This window comes from Kribbella sp. C-35, from assembly GCF_046549195.1.
Classification (GTDB): Bacteria; Actinomycetota; Actinomycetes; order Propionibacteriales; family Kribbellaceae; genus Kribbella.
On record NZ_JAJPWG010000002.1, the window covers coordinates 1309813 to 1329186 of the forward strand.

A 19374-nucleotide genomic window follows, 5' to 3' on the forward strand; every position below is an offset into this window, starting at 1 on the left:
GGCGGTTTTACGGGGTGAAGTTCGGGGTTCGGCAGGAGGAGTTGGAGTTTCCGGCGGGGATGGGGCTGGAAGAGGCTCGGGTGTTAATGGCTCGGGAGCATGCCGACGTTCGGGCGGACGGGCTTGGGCTGGTGGATGGGGACACCTGGTTGGGTGTCGCTTGGCTGGACTGGTGGTTGGTGGGGAACACCGACACCGTGGACGTGGAGCTCGCGGTCGCTCCGGCGTACCGGCGGCGTGGGGTGGCGACGAAGCTGCTCGACGCGGCGATCGAACGTGCCAAGGCCGACGGCCGGCGGATCGTGTCGGGGACGAACATGGCCGGTGATCCGGTGACCGGCGAAAGCCCGGGTACGGCGTTCGCGGCGGCGCGGGGGTTCGTGAAGAAGCATGCCGAGCTGCATCAGGTCGCCGAGCTGCCGATGACCGACCTGGTGGAGCAGCCGGTCGACGGGTACGAGATCGTCCAGTGGCGGGAGCACACACCCGACGAGTGGATGCCGCAGTTCGTGGAACTGCTGAGTGGGATGAGCGAGGACGTGCCGACCGGCGATCGCACCTCCGAAGCGGTTCGCTGGACGCCCGAGTTAGTCCGTGACGCCGAGGACCGCCGGATCGCCCAGGGCCGGTTCACCTACACCACGGCCGCCGTGCACACCGCCTCCGGCGAGCTGGCGGCGTACACGCAGATGGGCGGTACGCCGGAAACCCCGGACCGGCTCAACCAGTACGACACCTACGTACGTCGTACGCACCGCGGCAACCGTCTCGGTATCGCGGTGAAGGGCCCCAACCTCCGCGCGCTCCAGGCCGGCGTCGCGCTCCCCGCCGTCCTTCACACCTGGAACGCCCCGGAGAACGCGCCCATGATCGCCGTCAACGCCAAGCTCGGCTTCCGCCCGGTCGCCCAGCGCACGATGTGGGAACGGACGCTCTAACTACAGCTTGCGCATCGCGCGGTAGGTGCAGTCGGCCAGGTGGTCCAGCACCTGCGCCCGTCCGTCATGCGGGTGCTCGGCGGCGCAGACGACGACCTTGGTGCCGACCGCGTGGATGCGGCCGCGGTGTTCGATCGCGTCCGGGAACACCCACGACAGCACCACGGATGCGGTGACCGTCAGCACCAGCCAGACGGCAAGCTTCCGAGACCCGATCACGACCACAGGGTCGCATCCGGCACAGCGGCCAGTGCAGCCGGTACCCCTGCAAGCGCTTGAAATTCCTCAACCACCACAGCGGATCGGGTGAATTCGACTGCCGGTGCGCGAAGGGTTGTGCACGGGCGGTGATGAGCGGATCGTGAAGCGAGAGCAGCGACTTGGGGGCCGACTGTTCGGTGGGGGAAGACGGCAGGACCGTCTTCGATCGAGGGCGCGCTGGGGGTGGTTCTTCGGTTCGGCGTACGCCGGCCTGCTCGTGCGCCCCCGCGGAAGGGGGAGAGATGCCGAGGAAGGCCAACGGGCGGGCGGACAAGCACCGGGACGACTTCCGGATGCCGGGCGAGGCGCCGGCGACCGAGCAGAACGGGCATGCCACCAGCGGACAGCCCACGGCGAACGGCATGCCGGCTTCTAGCAGTACGCCGACGACCATGAGCGGCGGCGGATCGCCGGCCGCTGACATGGGCGGTGGCGGATCGCCAGGCGGCGCCGGAATGAGTGGCGGCGGATCGCCTGGCGGAGCAGGCATGAGTGGAGCCGGGGCCCCTGGCGGTGCCGGGATGTCGGGTGGCGGCCAGGCCGGTGGTGCCGGTATGAGCGGCGCGACCGACGGTGGACGGACGGAGTACCCGACCCGTCGCCAGTGCGGCGTGATGGACGTGCACCGGCGGCTGCTGTCGACCTCACCGGCGTACGCCGCCGCGCGGTCGGCACTCGAGTCCGCGACGATGGACTACGTCGCCGCGCAGCAACGGTTCACCGGGATCGCCCGGATCCCCTGTGTCGTCCACGTGGTCTGGAACACCAACGCGCAGAACATCTCGCAGGCCCAGATCGACAGCCAGATCGACGTACTGAACCGCGACTTCCGCGCCACCAACCCGGACACCAGCATCGTGCCGGGCGTGTTCAGCGGCCTGATCGCGGACACCCGGATCGAGTTCTTCCTGGCCACCGAGGACCCGAACGGGAACCCGACGACCGGCGTCACCCGAACCCAGACGAGCACAGCGGGCTTCGGCACCGACGACAAGGTGAAGTCGTCGGCGACCGGCGGGATCGACCCGTGGGACACCGCCAATTACCTGAACATCTGGGTGTGCCAGCTCGGCGGCGGCCTGCTCGGCTACGCGCAGTTCCCCGGCGGCCCGGCGAACACCGACGGAGTGGTCATCCTGCACAGCGGCTTCGGCACGAACGGTACGGCGGCGGCGCCGTTCGACCTCGGCCGGACCACGACACACGAGGTCGGGCACTACCTGAACCTGTTCCACATCTGGGGCGACGACGGCAGCGGCTGCAGCGGCAGCGACGAATGCGCCGACACCCCGAACGCGGCCGGCCCGAACTTCGGCGTACCGACGTTCCCGCATGTGACGTGCAGCAACGGGCCGAACGGCGACCTGTTCTACGACTACATGGACTACACCGACGACCGCGGCATGGTCATGTTCACCAACGACCAGGTGACGCGGATGCAGGCGTGTCTGGACACCGTGCGCAAGGACCTGCCGGACTTCGGCGGCACCGGTACGCCGGAACCGGCCGGATCGGTCGTGGCGTGGGGCGCGAACCGGCTCGACGCGTTCGTGCTCGGCACCGACCTGGCGATGTATCACAAGTGGTGGGACGGATCGGCCTGGGGACCGTCCGTCGCAGGTTACGAGTACCAGGGTGGTATCTGTATGAGCGCTCCTGAAGTCGCGTCCTGGGCGCCGAACCGGCTGGACGCGTTCGTCCTCGGCACCGATCACGCGCTGTACCACAAGTGGTGGGACGGCTCGGCCTGGAACGGCTACGAGTACCTCGGCGGCGTCTGCATGAGCCCGCCGCGGCTGGCGACCTGGGGCCCGAACCGGCTCGACGCGTTCGTCCTCGGCACCGACCGCGCGCTGTACCACAAGTGGTGGGACGGCTCGGCCTGGAACGGCTACGAGTACCTCGGCGGGATCTGCATGAGCCCACCGGAAGTCGTTGCCTGGGGCCCCGATCGGCTGGACGCGTTCGTGCTCGGCACGGACAACGCGGTCTACCACAAGTGGTGGGACGGCTCCGCCTGGAACGGGTACGAGTACCTCGGCGGCGTCTGCGCTTCGCCACCGCGGGTCGTGGCCTGGGGCGAGAACCGGCTCGACATGTTCGTCATCGGCACTGATTCGGCGCTGTACCACAAGTGGTACGACGGCTCGGGGTGGTCGGACTGGGAGTACATGGGCGGCGTGTGTACGACGGCGCCGACCGTGGTCTCGTGGGGTCCGGACCGGCTCGACGTGTTCGTACTCGGAACGGACTCGGCGCTCTACCACAAGTGGTGGGACGGGTCCTCGTGGGGACCGTCGATCACCGGGTACGAGTACCTGGGCGGGATCTGCACCGACGAGCCGCGCGTGGTCTCGTGGGACACGAACCGGCTGGACGTGTTCGTCACCGGCACCGACAAGCAGCTCTACCACAAGTGGTGGGACGGCTCGGCCTGGAACGGGTACGAGCCGCTCGGCGGCGTCATCAGCGACTTCCGGCTGACCGTTCCCGATTCGCCCGCGCCGATCCAGCAGGCGGTGGGGCTCTGACCACTTCGCCGATCGGGCACTGGACGCATTCCGTCGAGGAGGACCACGACGGGATCAGCGTCTATCGCCGCGACGACTACGCCTTCCCGCCGGCCCGCGGCCGGCGGGGGGTGGAGTTCCGCGCAGACGGAACGTTCGTTCCCCTGATGATCGGCCGCGGCGACGCCCCGCAGGCGTGGCCGGCCGCCGGTCGTTGGGCCCCGGACGGCCGTCTCGCCGCCGCCCCGCCCAGTGACAACCCCTTCCAGGGCAGCCCTCTGGAAGCTGGGCCCGGGCGCATCGTCTCGGCAACACCCGACCGCCTCGAGATCGCTTGGGGACAACCATGAGTGCAGGACCTGTGCGCTATCTCGTCGTACCGACCGCGGATGCCGGTGACGGCGCGCAGTCGGCGCGGTTCGGGGAGCGGACGCTCCTCTGGGTCCCGGCCGACCAACGCCTCGGCCGGGCCTCCCGAACTGCTCCCGGACTGCTGCTCGTCACCCAGGTGGGCCGCAGCTTCCAGAACGACTACCCGGACGTCACCCCCCTGCTCGATCACGGCCGGCACTTGGTGATCTCGGCCGCCGACAGACCCCGTCGACGGTCGAACCACTGCTGGCGGATCGAGCACCTGCGAGCCGGTACGACGGTTATCGACACCCCTCCCGTCGTACCGGCGCGCGCTGACCCGGCCGTTGCGCAGCTCGTCGCCGACGTGTCAACGGCGTCGTACCAGAGCGACCTGACCTGGCTGGCGAGCCTGCCGACCAGGCACTCGCTGAGTACGACGTTCACGCAGGCGATGGACTTCGCCGCCGACCGGATGGTTGCCCTCGGCTACCAAACCTCCCGGACGCCGGTCACCGTCGGCGCCGGTCACTCGGCGAACCTGATCGGCGACCGGGCCGGCATCGGATCCAACCGTGGACTGGTGATCGTCACCGCCCACCTGGACTCGATCAACCTGGCGGGCGGCCCGGCCGCGCCGGCGCCGGGGGCCGACGACAACGGCAGCGGTTCGGCTGGGGTGCTGGAGCTCGGTCGATTGTTGGCAATCCGATCGTGGAAACACGACATTCGCCTGATCCTGTTCGGCGGCGAGGAGGAAGGCCTGTTCGGCAGCAAGCAGTACGTCGCAACGCTGCCGCCGGCCGAGCGGTCCCGCGTCCGCGCCGTCCTGAACATGGACATGATCGCGACCAAGAACACTGCTACACCGACCGTTCTCCTCGAGGGCGCACAGGTGTCGACCCCGCAGATCGGTGCGCTGGCGACCGCCGCCGCGACGTACACCGGTCTGAAGGTGGAGACCTCGCTGAACCCGTTCGCCAGCGACCACGTCCCGTTCATCGACGCCGGGATGCCCGCGGTGCTGACGATCGAGGGCGCGGACAGCGCGAACGGTCACATCCACTCCGCCAACGACACCCTGAACTTCATCGACTGGTCGTTCGCCACAGAGATCCTGCGGATGAACATCGCCGCCCTGTCCGGCTGGCTGGAGCCCGCGGCCGTCCGTCCGCGCCCGGCCGGCTCGGTCGTCTCCTGGGGCCCGGGCCGGATCGACGTCTTCGCGGTCGGCACGGATTCCGCCTTGCACCACAAGGCTTTCGACGGATCATGGCACGACTTCGAATCGCTCGGAGGTGTTGTTCTGGACACGGTCTAAGCTGACAGGTATGTGGAGCCCGAATGCGCGTGACGTTGGCGGACTTCCGACCCGGTACGGCGTGCCGACCCGACCGCGCGCCGTCGTCCGCAGCGATGCTCTCGACGCCGCGGACCTCGCCGATTTCGAGGCGCTCGACGCAGGGCTTGTTCTTGATCTGCGGTCCGACTGGGAGATGAAGCAACCACATCCACTCGAGGGCACCCCGGCGTACCAGCGGATCCCGTGGATCGACCCGGACGCCGAGCGGCTGCGGGACGCGGAGGCGGAGCCGCGGCTGGTCGATGTCTACCGCAACAGCCTGACGCGCAACGCGGCCCACATCGGCCGCGTTTTCAGCGCGATCGCGGACGCGCCGGCGGATCGGCCGGTCGTCGTGCATTGCAAGGCGGGCAAGGACCGGACCGGCCTGACCATCGCGGTGCTGCTCGAGCTGGCCGGCGTACCGCGGGAAAAGATCGCGGCCGACTACGCGATCAGCGAGGTGCACCTCGGGATCCAGGACGGACCCGAGTTCACCCGGACCCGTCCGGAGACGATCCTCGGGTCGCTCGAACACCTGGACGACCTCGGCGGTGTGCGCGAGTACCTGTCCTGGCTGGGCTTGAGCGAGACCCAGATCCACCGGCTCGTCACGCGGCTCGTGCCGGTCGAGGTGCAGGCGATCGTGTTCGATTTCGACGGCCTGCTGATGGACACCGAGACCACGATGGTCGAGAGCTGGCAGGCCGAGTGGGCGCACCACGGTCTCGAACTCGAGCTGGACGGTTTCTGGCCCGGCCACGGCGGCGACATCACCGAGGACCGGTACGCGGTCCTCGCCGCTGCCGTCGGCATCGGCTTCGACCGTACGGCGAGTCACGCCCGCCGCGTTGCGCACCGGGAGCGGCTGCACGCCCACCTCGACTTCCGGCCGGGGATCCGGGCCTGGATCGCGGCGGCGCGAGAGCTGGGCCTTCGCGTGGCGATCGCAAGCAGCTCGCCCCGCAAGTGGGTGGTCGGCCACCTGGAGCGAGTCGGTGCGGTCGACCTGTTCGACCACATCGTCACCGGCGACGAGGTGCAGACGCACAAACCCGATCCGGCGATCTACGAGCTCGCTCTGCAGCGTCTCGGCGTACCTGGCTCATCGGCAATCGCCGTCGAGGACACACCCCATGGCGTGGCTGCGGCACAGGCGGCCGACATGTACGCGGTCGCCGTACCCAATCCGTTCGTCACCGCCGCCGCGGTTGCGGAGGCCGACCTCGTTCTGGGCAGCGCTGACGAGCTCTTGCTCACCGACCTGCTTCTTTCCGCCGCGCCGAAAGGCTCGACGTCTCGTAACTGAGTGACCTAATCTGCTGACCCTCTGTAGGTTTCCAACTGGAGGGTGGTCAGATGCGGAAACTCGTAACGACGGTCGCGGCCGTTGCGGCGGCTGCGGCAGGTCTGACGGTCGCGGCGCCGGCCCAGGCGTCGACCTCGGCCTGCGATCTGGTGACGGCGAAATCGGTCGGGTACTCGGCGTTGATGCTGTACGTCGCCGTGGGTCTGGAGGGCTGCTCCAACAGCGTGACCGAGGTACGCGTCGAGCTGCAGAAGGGCGACAGCGCGAGCGGGCCGTTCACCACGGTCGCGGAGACGTACGCGTACTCCGGCGGCGGCGCCTGGTTCGACGAAGGCACCGGCTGCGGGTACTACGTCGGCGTCGCCCACTGGCAGGACCAGACCGAGACGACCCCAACCCCGGCGTACTACTGCAACTGACGCTGTTCCCGCGGCACGCGGACGACGCCCGATCGGCCGCGTGCTGCGGGATAGGGTGAGGCGAACGGCGGGTGGGCTGCGGAGGGGATCCTGGGGATGACGTTTCTGCTGTTCTTGGTCGCGGCCGGGCTCAGCATCGCGGGGCTGGTCACGGACAGCGGCACGCTGCTCAACATCAGTTGGGTGATCTGGGCCCTCGGCCTGCTGTCCGCTCTCCTGCGGTGGCGCCGACAGCGGCATACGTTCGCGTCTCCCGAGGCGGCTCAGGCAGCAGCCGACGCCGGCAATCCCCGCGCGCTGCGGGCGCTCGCGTCGGTGGCCAAGGTCAAGGGCGACATCGACCGGGCCGAGCAGTTACTGCACGCCGCGATCGCCAAGGGCGACCGCGAGTCGATGTGGGACATGGGTCGCCTGGTCGAGGAGCGCGACGGGCTCGCGGCCTCGGAACCGTGGTTCCGGATGGCCGCCGAGCACGGGCATCTCGTCGCGAAACGCTTCTTCCGTAAGGGCTCCGCCCTCAACCTGGACGGCACCAACCCGCTCTGAGTCGTCAGACGACGGACAGCGGCAGGAGCTTCTTGCCGGTGGGGCCGATCTGGATCTCGGTCCCCATCTGCGGGCAGACGCCGCAGTCGAAGCACGGGGTCCAGCGGCAGTCCTCGACCTCGATCGCGCCGTCCTCCTCGAGCGAGTCCTGCCAGTCCTCCCACAGCCAGTCGCGGTCCAGCCCCGAATCCAGGTGGTCCCACGGCAGTACTTCGGCGTACTCGCGCTCTCGCGTCGTGTACCAGGCGAGGTCGACCGGCTCGTCGGCGAGCGCCTTCGCGGTGCAGTCGATCCAGCGGTCGTACGAGAAGTGCTCGCTCCAGCCGTCGAAGCGGCCGCCGTCGCGCCACACCGCCTCGATCACGCGGCCGACGCGCCGGTCCCCGCGGGACAGCAGTCCCTCGATGATGCCGGGCTTGCCGTCGTGGTACCGGAAACCGATCGCCTTCGCGTAGCCCTTCTCGGACCGGATCGCCGCGCCGAGCTTCGCCAGCCGCGCGTCCGTCTCCTCCGCGCCGAGCTGGGCGGCCCACTGGAACGGCGTGTGCGGCTTCGGCACGAACCCGCCGATCGACACCGTGCACCGGATGTCGCGCCGGCCGGACACCTCACGGCCGGTTTCGATCACCCGCTTCGCGAGCGCGGCGATCGCCAGCACGTCCTCGTCGGTCTCGGTCGGCAGGCCGACCATGAAGTACAGCTTCACCTGCCGCCAGCCGTGGCTGTACGCCGCCGCGACCGTGCGGATCAGGTCCTCCTCGGTGACCATCTTGTTGATCACCTTGCGCATCCGGTCCGACCCGCCCTCCGGCGCGAACGTCAGACCGCTGCGCCGGCCGTTGCGGGAGAACTCGTTGGCCAGCGTGATGTTGAACGCGTCGACCCTTGTCGAAGGCAACGACAGCGACACGTTGCTGCCCTCGTACCGGTCCCCCAGGCCCTTCGCGACCTCGGCGATCTCGCTGTGGTCGGCACTCGAGAGACTGAGCAGGCCGACCTCCTCGAACCCGGACTGCTTCAGCCCGTTCTCGACCATGTCGCCGATCGTGGTGATACTGCGCTCGCGCACCGGCCGGGTGATCATGCCCGCTTGGCAGAACCGGCAGCCGCGGGTGCAGCCGCGGAAGATCTCCACGGAGTACCGCTCGTGCACGGTCTCGGCGAGCGGCACCAGCGGCTTCTTCGGGTACGGCCACGCGTCGAGATCCATGACCGTGTGCTTCGCGGTCCGGAACGGTACGCCGTGACGGTTCGGGGTGACGCGCTGGATCCGGCCGTCCGGCAGGTAGTCGACGGTGAAGAACTTCGGGATGTAAACGCCGCCGGACTTGGCCAGCCGCATCAGTACCTCGTCGCGGCCGCCCGGGCGGCCCTCGTCCTTCCACTCCCGGATCACCTCGGAGATCGCCAGCACGATCTCCTCGCCGTCACCCAGTACCGCGGCGTCGATGAAGTCCGCGATCGGCTCCGGGTTGAACGCGGCGTGCCCGCCGGCCAGCACGATCGGGTCCTCGTCGGTGCGGTCGACTGCGTGCAGTGGGATCCCGGCGAGGTCGAGCGCGGTCAGCATGTTCGTGTACCCGAGCTCGGTCGAGAACGACAGCCCGAACACGTCGAACGCCCGTACCGGCCGGTGGGTGTCCAGCGTGAACTGCGGGATGTCGTTGTCCCGCATCACCTTCTCCATGTCCGGCCACACGGAGTACGTCCGCTCGGCCAGGATGTGGTCACGCTCGTTCAGCACCTCGTACAGGATCTGCACGCCCTGGTTCGGCAGCCCGACCTCATACGCGTCCGGGTACATCAGCGCCCACCGGACACTGACCGCGTCCCACTCCTTGCTGACCGAGTTCAGCTCACCACCGACGTACTGGATCGGCTTCTGCACCCCCGGCAACAGAGCCTCCAGGCGCGGGAACAACGATTCGACAGTCATAGCCACTTCCAGTCAGCGATCAGAGCGCTTACCAGACTAACCGCGCATCGCCGTCAGACCATCATCGATCGGGCCGCGGCGGCAGCACCGGCGCCAGTACGCCGACCATCGCCTCCCGCCGCTCCCATGTACAGTCCACCGGTTGCGCACCGCACTGAACCTGTAACAACGCGCCGACCTCCCGAAACTCAGTGAACACCCCAGACGCCTCGAGAGCGGCCCGTCCCCCGAGCAGCTCCAAGTGCCCGGGCCCCAGCAACACCCGCCACGCAGGCCCCCGCACGCTGCTCCGAGGATCCCGCCGTACGCCGGGCCGCACCCCGGCAAACGACTCGTACCGCGACTGACCGTCGCCCAGGTACAGGACCCGGGCGGCGTCGACCCAGCCGCCGACCACCGGCAACGTCCCGACGGCACGGGCGACCAAGTCGTCGACGAAGAGTCCCTGAACGAGCCCTCGCATCGGATCGGAGATCTTGACGGTCAGATGAGCGGGCAAGCTGTACAACCGCTGATCCGCCGCGAGTTGCGCGCCGATCAGCAGGTCGCCCCACGGTTCAATTCCACGCATCAGCCCGAAGCCGTTCGCCACTCTGCACTTGAACTTCACCGACGTCAGCTCCCCCGCCCGCAGACGCTTCTGCACGCGGCGCCACGCCTTCTCGTCCGCAGGTGCCCCGGCGGAGCGTCCGCGGGCCGACCTGTAGACCAGCGTCGGAACGAGCGCGTACCCAGGGACGTCACCGTTCTTCAGATGTACTTGACCACCGCGCTCGGCGTACGCCTCCACCAGCGGTGTCACGAGCAGCTCGCGCGCATGATCAAGCCAGTCCGCGACCTGATCGGCACTGTTGAGCAGGTCCGTAGCCATCGCGAGCTCGAGCCCGGCGTGCTGTGGATCGGCGATCGAGTGCAGCCACCACTGGCTCCTGGTGTGATCGCCGAACTCGTCTCCGAGGCCGTCGGGGTAGTCCGGCGGCAACTCGACGTTCAGTTCCAGTCGGTTCTCGTCCGCGGGTCGGCCTTGTACGCCGACATTCGCACGCGCCCACGCCACTGCCTCGAACAGATCGCCGGCGACCTCGGACGGCACCTCCTGCCATTCCACACCGAGGTGTTCCGAGACCCAGGTCCGCTCGGTGTCGCGGCCATAGCTGCTCAGGGTGATCGGTGGATCGCACGCGACGAACACGCTGCCGTCGATCGCGACCAAAGCAGGCGGCTCGCCGAAGGAGTCCAGCCAGAACTCGGCAACCAACCCGCGCCACGCGTCCGAGCTGTGATCGATCGGCGCTGCCAGCACTCCGGCCATGGTTGGGCCAGCCGGCTTGGTTTTCTGTTCGGCGGCCTCACCGAACGGTCCGCGGTCGGCGTCGACGGTGGGGTCCAGGTCTTGGTACTCGGTCGGGCTGTCGGCGGACATGACACCGAGTGCCTCCAGTACCTCGCTGACGCCTTCTTCGGCGAAGACGTGGTCGCGTTGCAAGATCTCCGTCAGCGCCTCGCCGTCGACCACCAGGCCGGCAGGATCAGCCCATTCGGCAATCAGCTGCGCCGCCGCTTGCGCCCGCTCCGCCAGGCTGTCCTCCAGCGCGTCCGGGTCGACATCTTTCCCCTCGTACACGGCGAGCGCGACCTCGCCGTACACCCACCGCCACCGCTGTTCCCCCGCGACCAGACCGCGGATGTCCGCCACATCACTGTCGAAGATGTGCGCGACGATCGCCGGCCCCGATCCTGGATCCCAAGCCTCGCCGCGCGCCAGCGGCAACTCCCACCACACCCATCCCGGCACGGTCTTGCTGTGCCGGGCGCACGCCGCCGGTGGGTCCTCCCGCTCACGTCCGATCATGTACGTAGCCCAACGCCCCACCCTGGCCTCCTCGCCGATATGGGTGGGAGCGTAGCGGCAGCGTCGGACAGTCCTCAGCCGAGATGGGCGAGCAGCAAGGGATTGATCACGTCGGGGTGGGAGTAGGTGACCAGGTGGGCGGCGTTTTCGATGATTTCCAGGTGGGCGCCGGGGATCTGGGAAGCCAGGGGTACGACGGTTTCGGGTGGGACGGAGGTGTCGGAGTCGGCGGTGACGACGAGGACGGGGGCGGTGATGGTGGCGAGGCCGGGGAGGAGGTTGGTGGTGCTGAGGGCCTCGCAGCAAGCGGCGTAGCCCTCGGCAGGGCAGTCCTCCAGCATCCGTCGTACGGGGTCGGTGTCCTTGAACTCGGGGAGGAACCAGCGGCCGAGGGTTGCGTCGGTGATGGCTTGGGTGCCCTCGGCACGTACCTGCGCGGCGCGGTCGATCCACATCTGCGGGTTCGCGGCCGGGTTCGACGGCGGGCAGATCACGACGAAGCGGTGGAAGCGGTCCGGGGCGTTCTGCGCGAGCCACAGGCCCACCGCGCCGCCGAGCGAGATCCCGACGTACGACGCCTGCTCGACCTCGAGCGCGTCCAGCAACTCGACGACGTCGCCACCGAGGTCGTCGATCGTGTACGGCCCGTCGGGGACCTCCGACCCGCCGTGACCCCGGTGATCGAACGCCACCACCCGGAACCGCTGGGCCAGTACGTCGACCTGCGGCGCCCACATCCCCTGATCCGCCCCGAGCGACGACCCGAGCAGCACAACGGGCGCATCAGCCGGTCCTGTCTCCACGTAGTTCAGTCGCATGTCCCCCACCCTACGAAGTCAGCGGCATGATCGTGGTGCGGCGGTGGTGTTCGAAGACGACTGAGCTGCGGATGTCGGCGATTTCCTGGCGTTTGGCGAGGGCGAGGACGAGGTCGCGGAGGGCCTGGGTGTCCTTGACCGCGACGTGGGCGAGGAAGTCGGAGCCGCCGGAGACCATGAACATGTCCAGCGTCTGCGGCAGGTCCATCACGTATTGCTGGAACGCGGTCGCTACCGCCATCGCCTGCGGGCGGAGTTTGATCGAGATGATCGCCTGGGTGGATCGGTCGATCGCTTTCAGGTCGACGGCCGCGTGGTACCCGCTGATCACCCCGCGGTCGCGCAGCCCGCGGATCCGCTCCAGGCACGTCGACGGCGCGATCTTGAGCTCGGCCGCCATGTCCCGGTTGGTCCGGCGGGCGTCGTTCTGCAGCATCCGCAGCAGCGCCGTATCAAGTTCGTCCATGCCGCCCAGTTTCCCAGATCCGCCGAACGATGTTCGGAGTACGCCGAGATCGGCCGCCCATCGAGCTAGCGTGACGGCCGTGCTGACGAACAAGATGGTCGTGATCATCGCGGCCGAAGCCCCCATCGGTGTCGCCCTCAACACCGCCGCCCTGCTCGGCGTCGGCGTCGGCCGGCACCACGACGACACCGTCGGTCCGGACACCACCGACGCCGCCGGCAGTCCCCACACCGGCATGTGCGCGTACCCGATCCCGATCCTTCGCGCCCCGGCCGACACCCTGAGCACCCTCCGGGCTGAGGCTGCGGCCCGCGCCGACGTCACCATCCACGACATGCACCAGGTCGCCCAGCAGGCCCGCACCTACGACCAGATGTACACGACGCTGGCCGGCACCAAACCCGAAGACATCCAGTACTTAGGCCTAGCCCTGTACGGTCCCCGCACCTCGATCGACTCGCTGACTGGAGCGCTCCCGCTCTACCGCTAGTTGGGCAGGTGTGGGGTGATGAGTTCGAGCAGGCGCGCGTGGCTCTTCTCATCGGCCGCGGCGATGACTCCCGGGCCGGAGTAGAGCGGACCTCCGCGCAGGTCGGTGACGACGCAGCCGGCGGCGCGGCAGAGCGCGAGGCCGGCGGTGAAGTGGACGCTGTCGCGGAGGTTGCCGTCGGTCACATACGCCGTACGTCGGCCCGCGGCCACCCACGCGACCGCAAGCGTCGTCGACAGAACCCGCTGACCGAACGCGGCCCGGAAGGCGGGATCCGCGAGGAGCCGCGATCCGAGAAACCCGCCTTCCGTGATCGGATCGAGGTTGACGTCCACCAGGAGCGAGTCGGCCGACGGCGCGAGCGGGAGGTCGAAACCGTCGCGGCGGACGCTTGCGGTTGCGCCGTCGGTCCAGAAGATCTCGCCGGAGACTGGGTCCGCGATCGCGGCGGCGCTGGTCCTGCCGTCGATCTGTAGCGCCACGTTGACCGAGAAGAGCGGCGTGCCGGCGGCGAAGTTGAGTGTCCCGCACAACGGATCGACTAGCCAGCGCCTCGACGCATCGGCCTCTCCACTGGCGCCGTACTCCTCGCCGAGAATCGCATCCCCCGGCCGCGCACTTTGGATCACCTCGAGAATCGCCCGCTCGGCCGCAAGGTCGGCGTCCGTCGCAAAATCCGTCGCCGTCTTGTCATACCGAGCGACAACAGTGCCGTACTTGCCCCGCACCACAGCCGCCCCAGCCGCAGCCGCCGCGATCGCCAGCTCGAGATCAGAACTCATACCGTCATCTAACACACGTCACACCGCGGAAAGCTTCTCCGGGTTCGCCACAACTCGAATCGCCGTGATCGCGGTGCCGTCAGAGTCCAGGGTTGAAAGGGTGCTGGTTGCCTCGGACAACCACCTTCAGTCCGGGGCCCGGTGATCAGGTCCACCGGAGTGAACGCCGCGCCAACACGCCCATAGATGTGAGCGAAGAAGTTGGCGACCTTCTCCCGGCCCGCGACGGGTTTGCGGGCGGCCCGGCGGCGGCCGTTGGCGTCGGTCCAGGAGCAGGCGGCGCTGTTCCGCGGCGGTGGGCTCGTAGCGTCTGCGATCGTCGGCCAGGGCATGCCGGCCCGGCGGTGCAGTTGGCGGCAGTCGTCCGGCGTACGGTCGAGGATCTCCGCGATCTCGTCGTACGGGAGGGTGAACCTGGTCCGCCGCGCTGGCGTTGACCGACGCGGTCACGGCTCCCCGAGCCGGTCCCGGCGAATGCGCTCCTGCATCTGATGGAACGCCTCACTCGAGTCCTGCCAAGCCGCGAGACCGAACAGGCGCTGGCTGCTCTCGCCGTCCTTCAACGCGTCCGTGGTGTGCATGTTCAGGCAGAACGCACACCCGTTGAGGATCGACGCCCTGACCTTGATCAGGTGCAGCAACGCGTGGTCCACCACGCCCTGCACGTACTTCTCCACGCCGAACACGGCCCGGAAGCCGGCCGGAGAGACCTTGCTGAAGTTCATCCGCTCGTCCATGCCAACACGACGGCGATTCGGCCGCCCTACGTGACGACTAGGTGTGTGACACCAGTCACGCGGGCTTCAGGACGTGCCTGGCCTTCGTGACGGCCGCCTCGGTGGCGGGGTCGAGTTCGGTGCCCTGGCCGGCGAGGACGCCGACGGAGATGATCACGTCGTCGACGCCCGTGACGACGGCGGCGTACTCAAGGCCGCGCTTCGGGCCGCTGGTGCCGGTGAGGCGGAACGCGAACGGCTTGGAGCCGTACTCCGGGGCGGTGATCTTCTCGACCTTCATCGACGTACTGCCCGCGCCGTCGGTCTTCAGGGTCACCTTGGCGCAGGAGTCAACGGCCTTGGCGTACGCGTCTCGGAGGTCCGTGACCTCGTCCGCGGTGCCCATCGCGTCGAGGCCGTAGTCGATGTACGGGCCTTCCTGACCGCCCGTGAACGTGCGGGCCACGCTGGCCTTCGAGCCGGGCGCCTTGGTGGCGTTCAGGTACTTCACCAGCGTCTTGCACCGGCTGCTCGACGACGAGAACGGCTTCGCGTCCTCGTCGGCCTCGTCCTTGTCCTCTGCGAAGCCGGTGGGCAGGTCCCCGAGCTCCAGGAGCGCCTTGGTGAGTTCAGTTGTCGTCCTGGTGACGGGCGCGGCCGGCGTGGACGCGGTGGCGCTCGGAGTCGGCGTCGGTGTGGTCGCCGGCGGACCGGCGGCGGGCTTGTCCTCCTCACCACCGCAGGCGGCAAGGGACAGCGTCAGGACGGCGACTAGCGGCACAAACCTGTTCATGGGCCTTCCAGCGGGGCTCTGGGCGGGGGCCGAGCAGGGAGCAGCGTACCTGACGGGTCAGTCGGGTGATCAGTGGCGGTGCGAGCGGAGGTGGATGTTCTGCAGCAGGCCGATCGCCAGCAGGCAGGCGAACATCGAGGAACCGCCGTACGACACGAACGGCAGCGGCAGGCCCGTGACCGGCATGATGCCGAGCGTCATCCCGATGTTCTCGAACGCCTGGAACGCGAACCAGCAGACGATCCCGGTCGCCACCAGCCGGCCGAACGCGTCCCGCGCGTTCACTGCGATCCGCAGCCCGCGGAACAGGATGATCGCGAACAGCACGATGATCGCGCCGGCGCCGATCAGCCCGAGCTCCTCCCCCGCGACCGTGAACACGAAGTCGGTGTGCTGCTCGGGAACGAACGCGTTCTGCGTCTGGCCGCCGTGGAACAGTCCCTGCCCGAACACGCCGCCGTTCCCGATCGCGATCCGCGCCTGGTTCACGTTGTACCCGATGCCCTGCGGGTCCGACGACGGGTGCATGAACGCGGTGAAGCGGGCGATCTGGTACTCCTTCAGCACCTGCAGCTTGATCGCGATCGCCGCCACCAGCACGCCGGCCGTGAGCAGCCCCAGCATCCAGCGTTTCGGTACGCCGGACACCGCGATGATCCCGAACACAATCGACCCGAGCACCATCACGGTCCCGAGATCCGGCTGCAGCATCACCAGGATCACCGGTACGGCGGCGACCCCGACGGCCTGCGCGACGTCGAGGGTCCGGGCGTCCTCGTTGCGGTCGGTCTCGCTCTTCTCCGCGATCAGCAGCGCCATCCCGACGATCACCGCGAGCTTGGCGAACTCGCTCGGCTGGATCGACATGAACGGCAGCTGGATCCACGACCGGGAACCGTTGATCGTCGAGCCGACGCCGGGCACCAGGACCAGGATCAGTCCGACGACCGATGCGGCGTACAGCAGCGGGGCGAGGATCCGGACCCGGCGGTGGTCGGTGACCGCGGCGCCGATCGCGAGGACCAGGCCGATCGCGAAGTTCAGCGCGTGCCGGAGCAGGAACGCGTCCGGTTTGCCCTCGGTCAGCGAGGTCCGGTTGTGGGTCGCGGACCAGATCAGCAGGGCGCCGATGAACGACAGCGCGACCACGCCGAACACCAGGATCCAGTCGACGTGCCACACCGTCGACCGGCGGTCCATCCGCGGCCGGGTCCGGATCGGGGTCAGTAACGCCATCTCACTGCACCGGCTTCTTCTCGGCGGGCGGCGCGGGCTTGATGTTGTACAACGTCTCGTAGATCTTGCGGACCGCGTCACCGCCGGCGCCCGAACCGGTACCGGCCTGGCTGAGCATCATCACCACGGCGTACCGATCGGTGTACGACGCGAGCCACGACGTGGTCTGCTTCCCGTACACCTCGGCCGTGCCGGTCTTGGCGCGGACCGGGATCTTGTCGAGCGGGAAGCCCTGGAACTTCCACGCCGCCGTACCGGTCTTGGTGGTGCCCTTCAGCGCGGTGTCGATGTACTTCAGGGTGTTCCGAGGGACCGGGAGCTTCGACTTCACGACCGGCTTGATCTCGTGCGGCTTGCCGTTCGCACCGATCCAGGACTGGACGACGCGCGGCTCGTACAGCGTGCCGCCGTTCGACAAGGCCGAGTAGACGGTTGCGAGCTGCAGCGGGGTGATCGTGGTGTCGCCCTGGCCGATCGCGAAGTTCACCGCGTCACCGGCGCGGTACTTGTACCCGTCGACGCAGAACTCGCGGGCGAACTGCTTCAGGAACGCCGACGTCCCGGCGGGCGGGTTGGCCGCGATCTTGCAGTAGTAGTCCTTCTGCGCGTCGTAGTACGTCTTCTTCCACTTGCGGTCCGCGATCCGGCCGCTCACCTCGCCGGGCAGGTCGATCCCGGTCGGCTTGCCGAGCCCGAACTTCTGCGCCATCTCGACCAGCGGGTCGCGGGTGCTGATGTCGCTGGAGTTGCCGCCCTCCTTGAGCCAGAGCGCGTACGCGATCCGGTAGAAGAACGTGTCGCAGGACAGCGCCAGCGCCTGGTCGAAGCCGATCATCCCGTACGACGCGGACTCGTAGTTCTTGAACCGGCGGTTGCCGACCTCGAAGTACGACGAGCAGTCGAGCCGCGTCTTCGGGCCGTACCCGGCGCTCATCGCGGCCGCCGTGGTGATCGGCTTGAACGTCGACCCCGGCGCCAGCTGGCCCTGCAGCGCGCGGGACACCAGCGGCGTCCCGGACTTCGTCGAGTACAGCGCGTCCAGCTCGCGCTGGGTGATGCCGCCGACCCAGACCCCCGGGTCGTACGTCGGGTAGCTGGCCATCGCGACGACCCGGCCGGTCTTGGTGTCCATCACGACCGCGGCGCCGGAGTCGGCGACGTACTTGCGGTGGGTGACCGGGTCGGTCTGCTTCCGCGCGGTCATGATCGCGTTCTTCAACTGGGCCTCGACGGACGCCTGGATGCGCGCGTCGATCGTGGTCACCAGCGTCGCGCCCGGGATCGGAGCGGTCTGCTTCTTGATGCCGGTGGTGTACCCGACCGCGTCGACGATCACGTCCTTCTCACCCGGCGTACCGCGCAGGAGCTTGTCGTACGACCGCTCGACGCCGGCCCGGCCGACCAGGTCCGAGCGGTGCGGGACCGAGTCTTGTCCGGCCTTGTCCATGTCCTCGAGCTCTTCGGTGGTGATCGGCGACAGGTACCCGAGGATGTGCGCCGCGTTCACCTTGTACGGCGAGGGGTACGCGCGGAGCGTCTGCGAGTCGGCGGTGATCCCGGGGAAGTCCTCGCGGCGCTCCATCACCTCGATCGCGACCTGCTCGCTGACGTCCTTCGCGACCGGGATCGGCTGGTACGGCGTGCCGTTCCAGCAGGCGGGTGGTTTGGACGCGCCCGGCTCACCGCACAGCATCGTGCGCGCCTTCAGGTCCTTCGGTTTCTGGCCGAGCACCTTCGCGAGGCGGGCGAGGACGACGTTCTGCTGGCTGTCCGGGAGCTTGGCGAGCACCGAGCGGTCGACCGTGATCATCACCGAGACGCGGTTGCCGACGAGGGTGCGGCCCTGCGAGTCGACGATCGTGCCGCGCGGAGCCGGGACGAGCACCTGCCGGATGTGCTGCTGGGTGGCCGCCTGGCTGTAGTCCGCGCTCGACATCACCTGCATGTACCAGAGGCGGCCGAACAGCGTGCACAGCAACGAGAAGACCAGCACCCCGATCACAAACAGCCGGAGCCGGGCCTTGAGCGGCGCCTCGAAACCGTCCCAGCTCATGGCAACGAGCCTAGATAGGTACTCATGGCGCGACTCGGCGGCGTTCGCGGGCGGGTTGGACGCGGCCCATGATCCACATGACCAGCGGGATCACCACGATCGCGCCGACCACGTCGTACCCGGCGGCGATGCCGAGGCGGACGCCGAACTCGCCCCAGTCGACCGACGGGTCGTGCAGCAACGATCCGGTCGCGCTGTAGATGAAGAACGAGACCGCCGTCCCGAGCACGACCGTCAGCGCGACGCCGAGCGGCCCGACCGGGCTGCCGGAGGTCTCGCGGCGGATCAGCCCGGCGATGTACCCGGCGATCGCGAGCGACAACGCCCACCGCCCGGCGGTGTGGTCGGCGGGCGGTACGACGTCCAGCATCAGACCGCCCACGAAACCGGCGATCGCGCCCCACTCCGGCCCGCGGGACAGCGCCAGCGCGATCACCACGATCAGCGTGAGGTCGCAGGTCACCCCGGCGACCGCGATGTTCGTCAGCACGGACGTCTGCACGGTCACGGCCACCATCAGGAAGAGGGCAGCCAAGCCGATGCGTAGTGCGATCAC

At 68.7% G+C, this 19374-nt stretch carries 18 protein-coding genes; 7 read left to right on the forward strand and 11 right to left on the reverse strand.

Annotated elements, in window-relative coordinates:
* Positions 1 to 14: 14 nt before the first annotated feature.
* Positions 15 to 938 (forward strand): GNAT family N-acetyltransferase, encoded by a 924-nt coding sequence (locus ACLJOO_RS18760; protein WP_410788454.1) that lies wholly within the window; start codon positions 15 to 17, stop codon positions 936 to 938.
* On the opposite strand, the gene ACLJOO_RS18765 is transcribed toward ACLJOO_RS18760, so the two are convergent.
* Positions 939 to 1157, reverse strand: coding sequence for a hypothetical protein (locus ACLJOO_RS18765; protein WP_410788455.1), 219 nt, complete (start codon positions 1155 to 1157; stop codon positions 939 to 941). It lies immediately after the preceding gene.
* Positions 1158 to 1441: 284 nt separating this feature from the next.
* On the opposite strand from ACLJOO_RS18765, the gene ACLJOO_RS18770 reads away from it, so the two are divergent.
* From ACLJOO_RS18770 to ACLJOO_RS18790, 5 genes are all read left to right on the forward strand, one after another.
* Positions 1442 to 3730: a M43 family zinc metalloprotease gene (locus tag ACLJOO_RS18770; RefSeq protein ID WP_410788456.1), complete on the forward strand. Its 2289-nt coding sequence runs from the start codon at positions 1442 to 1444 to the stop codon at positions 3728 to 3730.
* Between the two features lie 325 nt (positions 3731 to 4055).
* Positions 4056 to 5381 carry a M20/M25/M40 family metallo-hydrolase gene (locus tag ACLJOO_RS18775; RefSeq protein ID WP_410788457.1) on the forward strand — a complete coding sequence of 442 codons (1326 nt, stop codon included), beginning with the start codon at positions 4056 to 4058 and terminating at the stop codon, positions 5379 to 5381.
* Between the two features lie 10 nt (positions 5382 to 5391).
* Positions 5392 to 6711, forward strand: coding sequence for an HAD-IA family hydrolase (locus ACLJOO_RS18780; protein ID WP_410788458.1), 1320 nt, complete (start codon positions 5392 to 5394; stop codon positions 6709 to 6711).
* Between the two features lie 50 nt (positions 6712 to 6761).
* Positions 6762 to 7130: a hypothetical protein gene (locus tag ACLJOO_RS18785; protein ID WP_130381096.1), complete on the forward strand. Its 369-nt coding sequence runs from the start codon at positions 6762 to 6764 to the stop codon at positions 7128 to 7130.
* Positions 7131 to 7226: 96 nt separating this feature from the next.
* On the forward strand, positions 7227 to 7676 hold the full coding sequence (locus ACLJOO_RS18790) for a hypothetical protein (RefSeq protein ID WP_410788459.1): 450 nt from the start codon (positions 7227 to 7229) through the stop codon (positions 7674 to 7676).
* Between the two features lie 4 nt (positions 7677 to 7680).
* Here the strand turns inward: ACLJOO_RS18790 and ACLJOO_RS18795 are convergent, their stop codons facing one another.
* The 4 genes from ACLJOO_RS18795 to ACLJOO_RS18810 all read right to left on the reverse strand — a co-directional run bounded on the left by ACLJOO_RS18795 (position 7681) and on the right by ACLJOO_RS18810 (position 12748).
* Positions 7681 to 9612 (reverse strand): TIGR03960 family B12-binding radical SAM protein, encoded by a 1932-nt coding sequence (locus tag ACLJOO_RS18795; protein ID WP_410788460.1) that lies wholly within the window; start codon positions 9610 to 9612, stop codon positions 7681 to 7683.
* 61 nt (positions 9613 to 9673) lie between these two features.
* On the reverse strand, positions 9674 to 11485 hold the full coding sequence (locus ACLJOO_RS18800; protein WP_410788461.1) for a hypothetical protein: 1812 nt from the start codon (positions 11483 to 11485) through the stop codon (positions 9674 to 9676).
* 53 nt (positions 11486 to 11538) lie between these two features.
* Positions 11539 to 12282 (reverse strand): 3-oxoadipate enol-lactonase, encoded by a 744-nt coding sequence (pcaD, locus tag ACLJOO_RS18805; protein ID WP_410788462.1) that lies wholly within the window; start codon positions 12280 to 12282, stop codon positions 11539 to 11541.
* 10 nt (positions 12283 to 12292) lie between these two features.
* Positions 12293 to 12748, reverse strand: a complete 456-nt coding sequence (locus ACLJOO_RS18810) for an Lrp/AsnC family transcriptional regulator (protein ID WP_410788463.1) — start codon at positions 12746 to 12748, stop codon at positions 12293 to 12295.
* Between the two features lie 79 nt (positions 12749 to 12827).
* On the opposite strand from ACLJOO_RS18810, the gene ACLJOO_RS18815 reads away from it, so the two are divergent.
* Positions 12828 to 13238, forward strand: coding sequence for a DUF2000 domain-containing protein (locus ACLJOO_RS18815; protein WP_410788464.1), 411 nt, complete (start codon positions 12828 to 12830; stop codon positions 13236 to 13238).
* On the opposite strand, the gene ACLJOO_RS18820 is transcribed toward ACLJOO_RS18815, so the two are convergent.
* The 6 genes from ACLJOO_RS18820 to mreD all read right to left on the reverse strand — a co-directional run bounded on the left by ACLJOO_RS18820 (position 13235) and on the right by mreD (position 19374).
* Complete coding sequence (locus ACLJOO_RS18820; RefSeq protein WP_410788465.1) at positions 13235 to 14020, reverse strand: inositol monophosphatase family protein; 786 nt, start codon at positions 14018 to 14020, stop codon at positions 13235 to 13237. The genes ACLJOO_RS18815 and ACLJOO_RS18820 overlap by 4 nt on opposite strands.
* A 446-nt stretch (positions 14021 to 14466) precedes the next feature.
* On the reverse strand, positions 14467 to 14757 hold the full coding sequence (locus ACLJOO_RS18825; RefSeq protein WP_410788466.1) for a carboxymuconolactone decarboxylase family protein: 291 nt from the start codon (positions 14755 to 14757) through the stop codon (positions 14467 to 14469).
* A 55-nt stretch (positions 14758 to 14812) separates the two neighbouring features.
* Positions 14813 to 15529, reverse strand: a complete 717-nt coding sequence (locus ACLJOO_RS18830) for a hypothetical protein (RefSeq protein WP_410788467.1) — start codon at positions 15527 to 15529, stop codon at positions 14813 to 14815.
* A gap of 69 nt (positions 15530 to 15598) precedes the next feature.
* A complete protein-coding gene (rodA, locus tag ACLJOO_RS18835; protein ID WP_410788468.1) occupies positions 15599 to 16765 on the reverse strand; it encodes a rod shape-determining protein RodA in 1167 nt (388 codons plus the stop codon).
* Between the two features lies 1 nt (position 16766).
* Positions 16767 to 18818, reverse strand: coding sequence for a penicillin-binding protein 2 (mrdA, locus tag ACLJOO_RS18840; protein ID WP_410788469.1), 2052 nt, complete (start codon positions 18816 to 18818; stop codon positions 16767 to 16769).
* A 22-nt stretch (positions 18819 to 18840) separates the two neighbouring features.
* Positions 18841 to 19374 carry a rod shape-determining protein MreD gene (mreD, locus tag ACLJOO_RS18845; protein WP_410788470.1) on the reverse strand — a complete coding sequence of 178 codons (534 nt, stop codon included), beginning with the start codon at positions 19372 to 19374 and terminating at the stop codon, positions 18841 to 18843.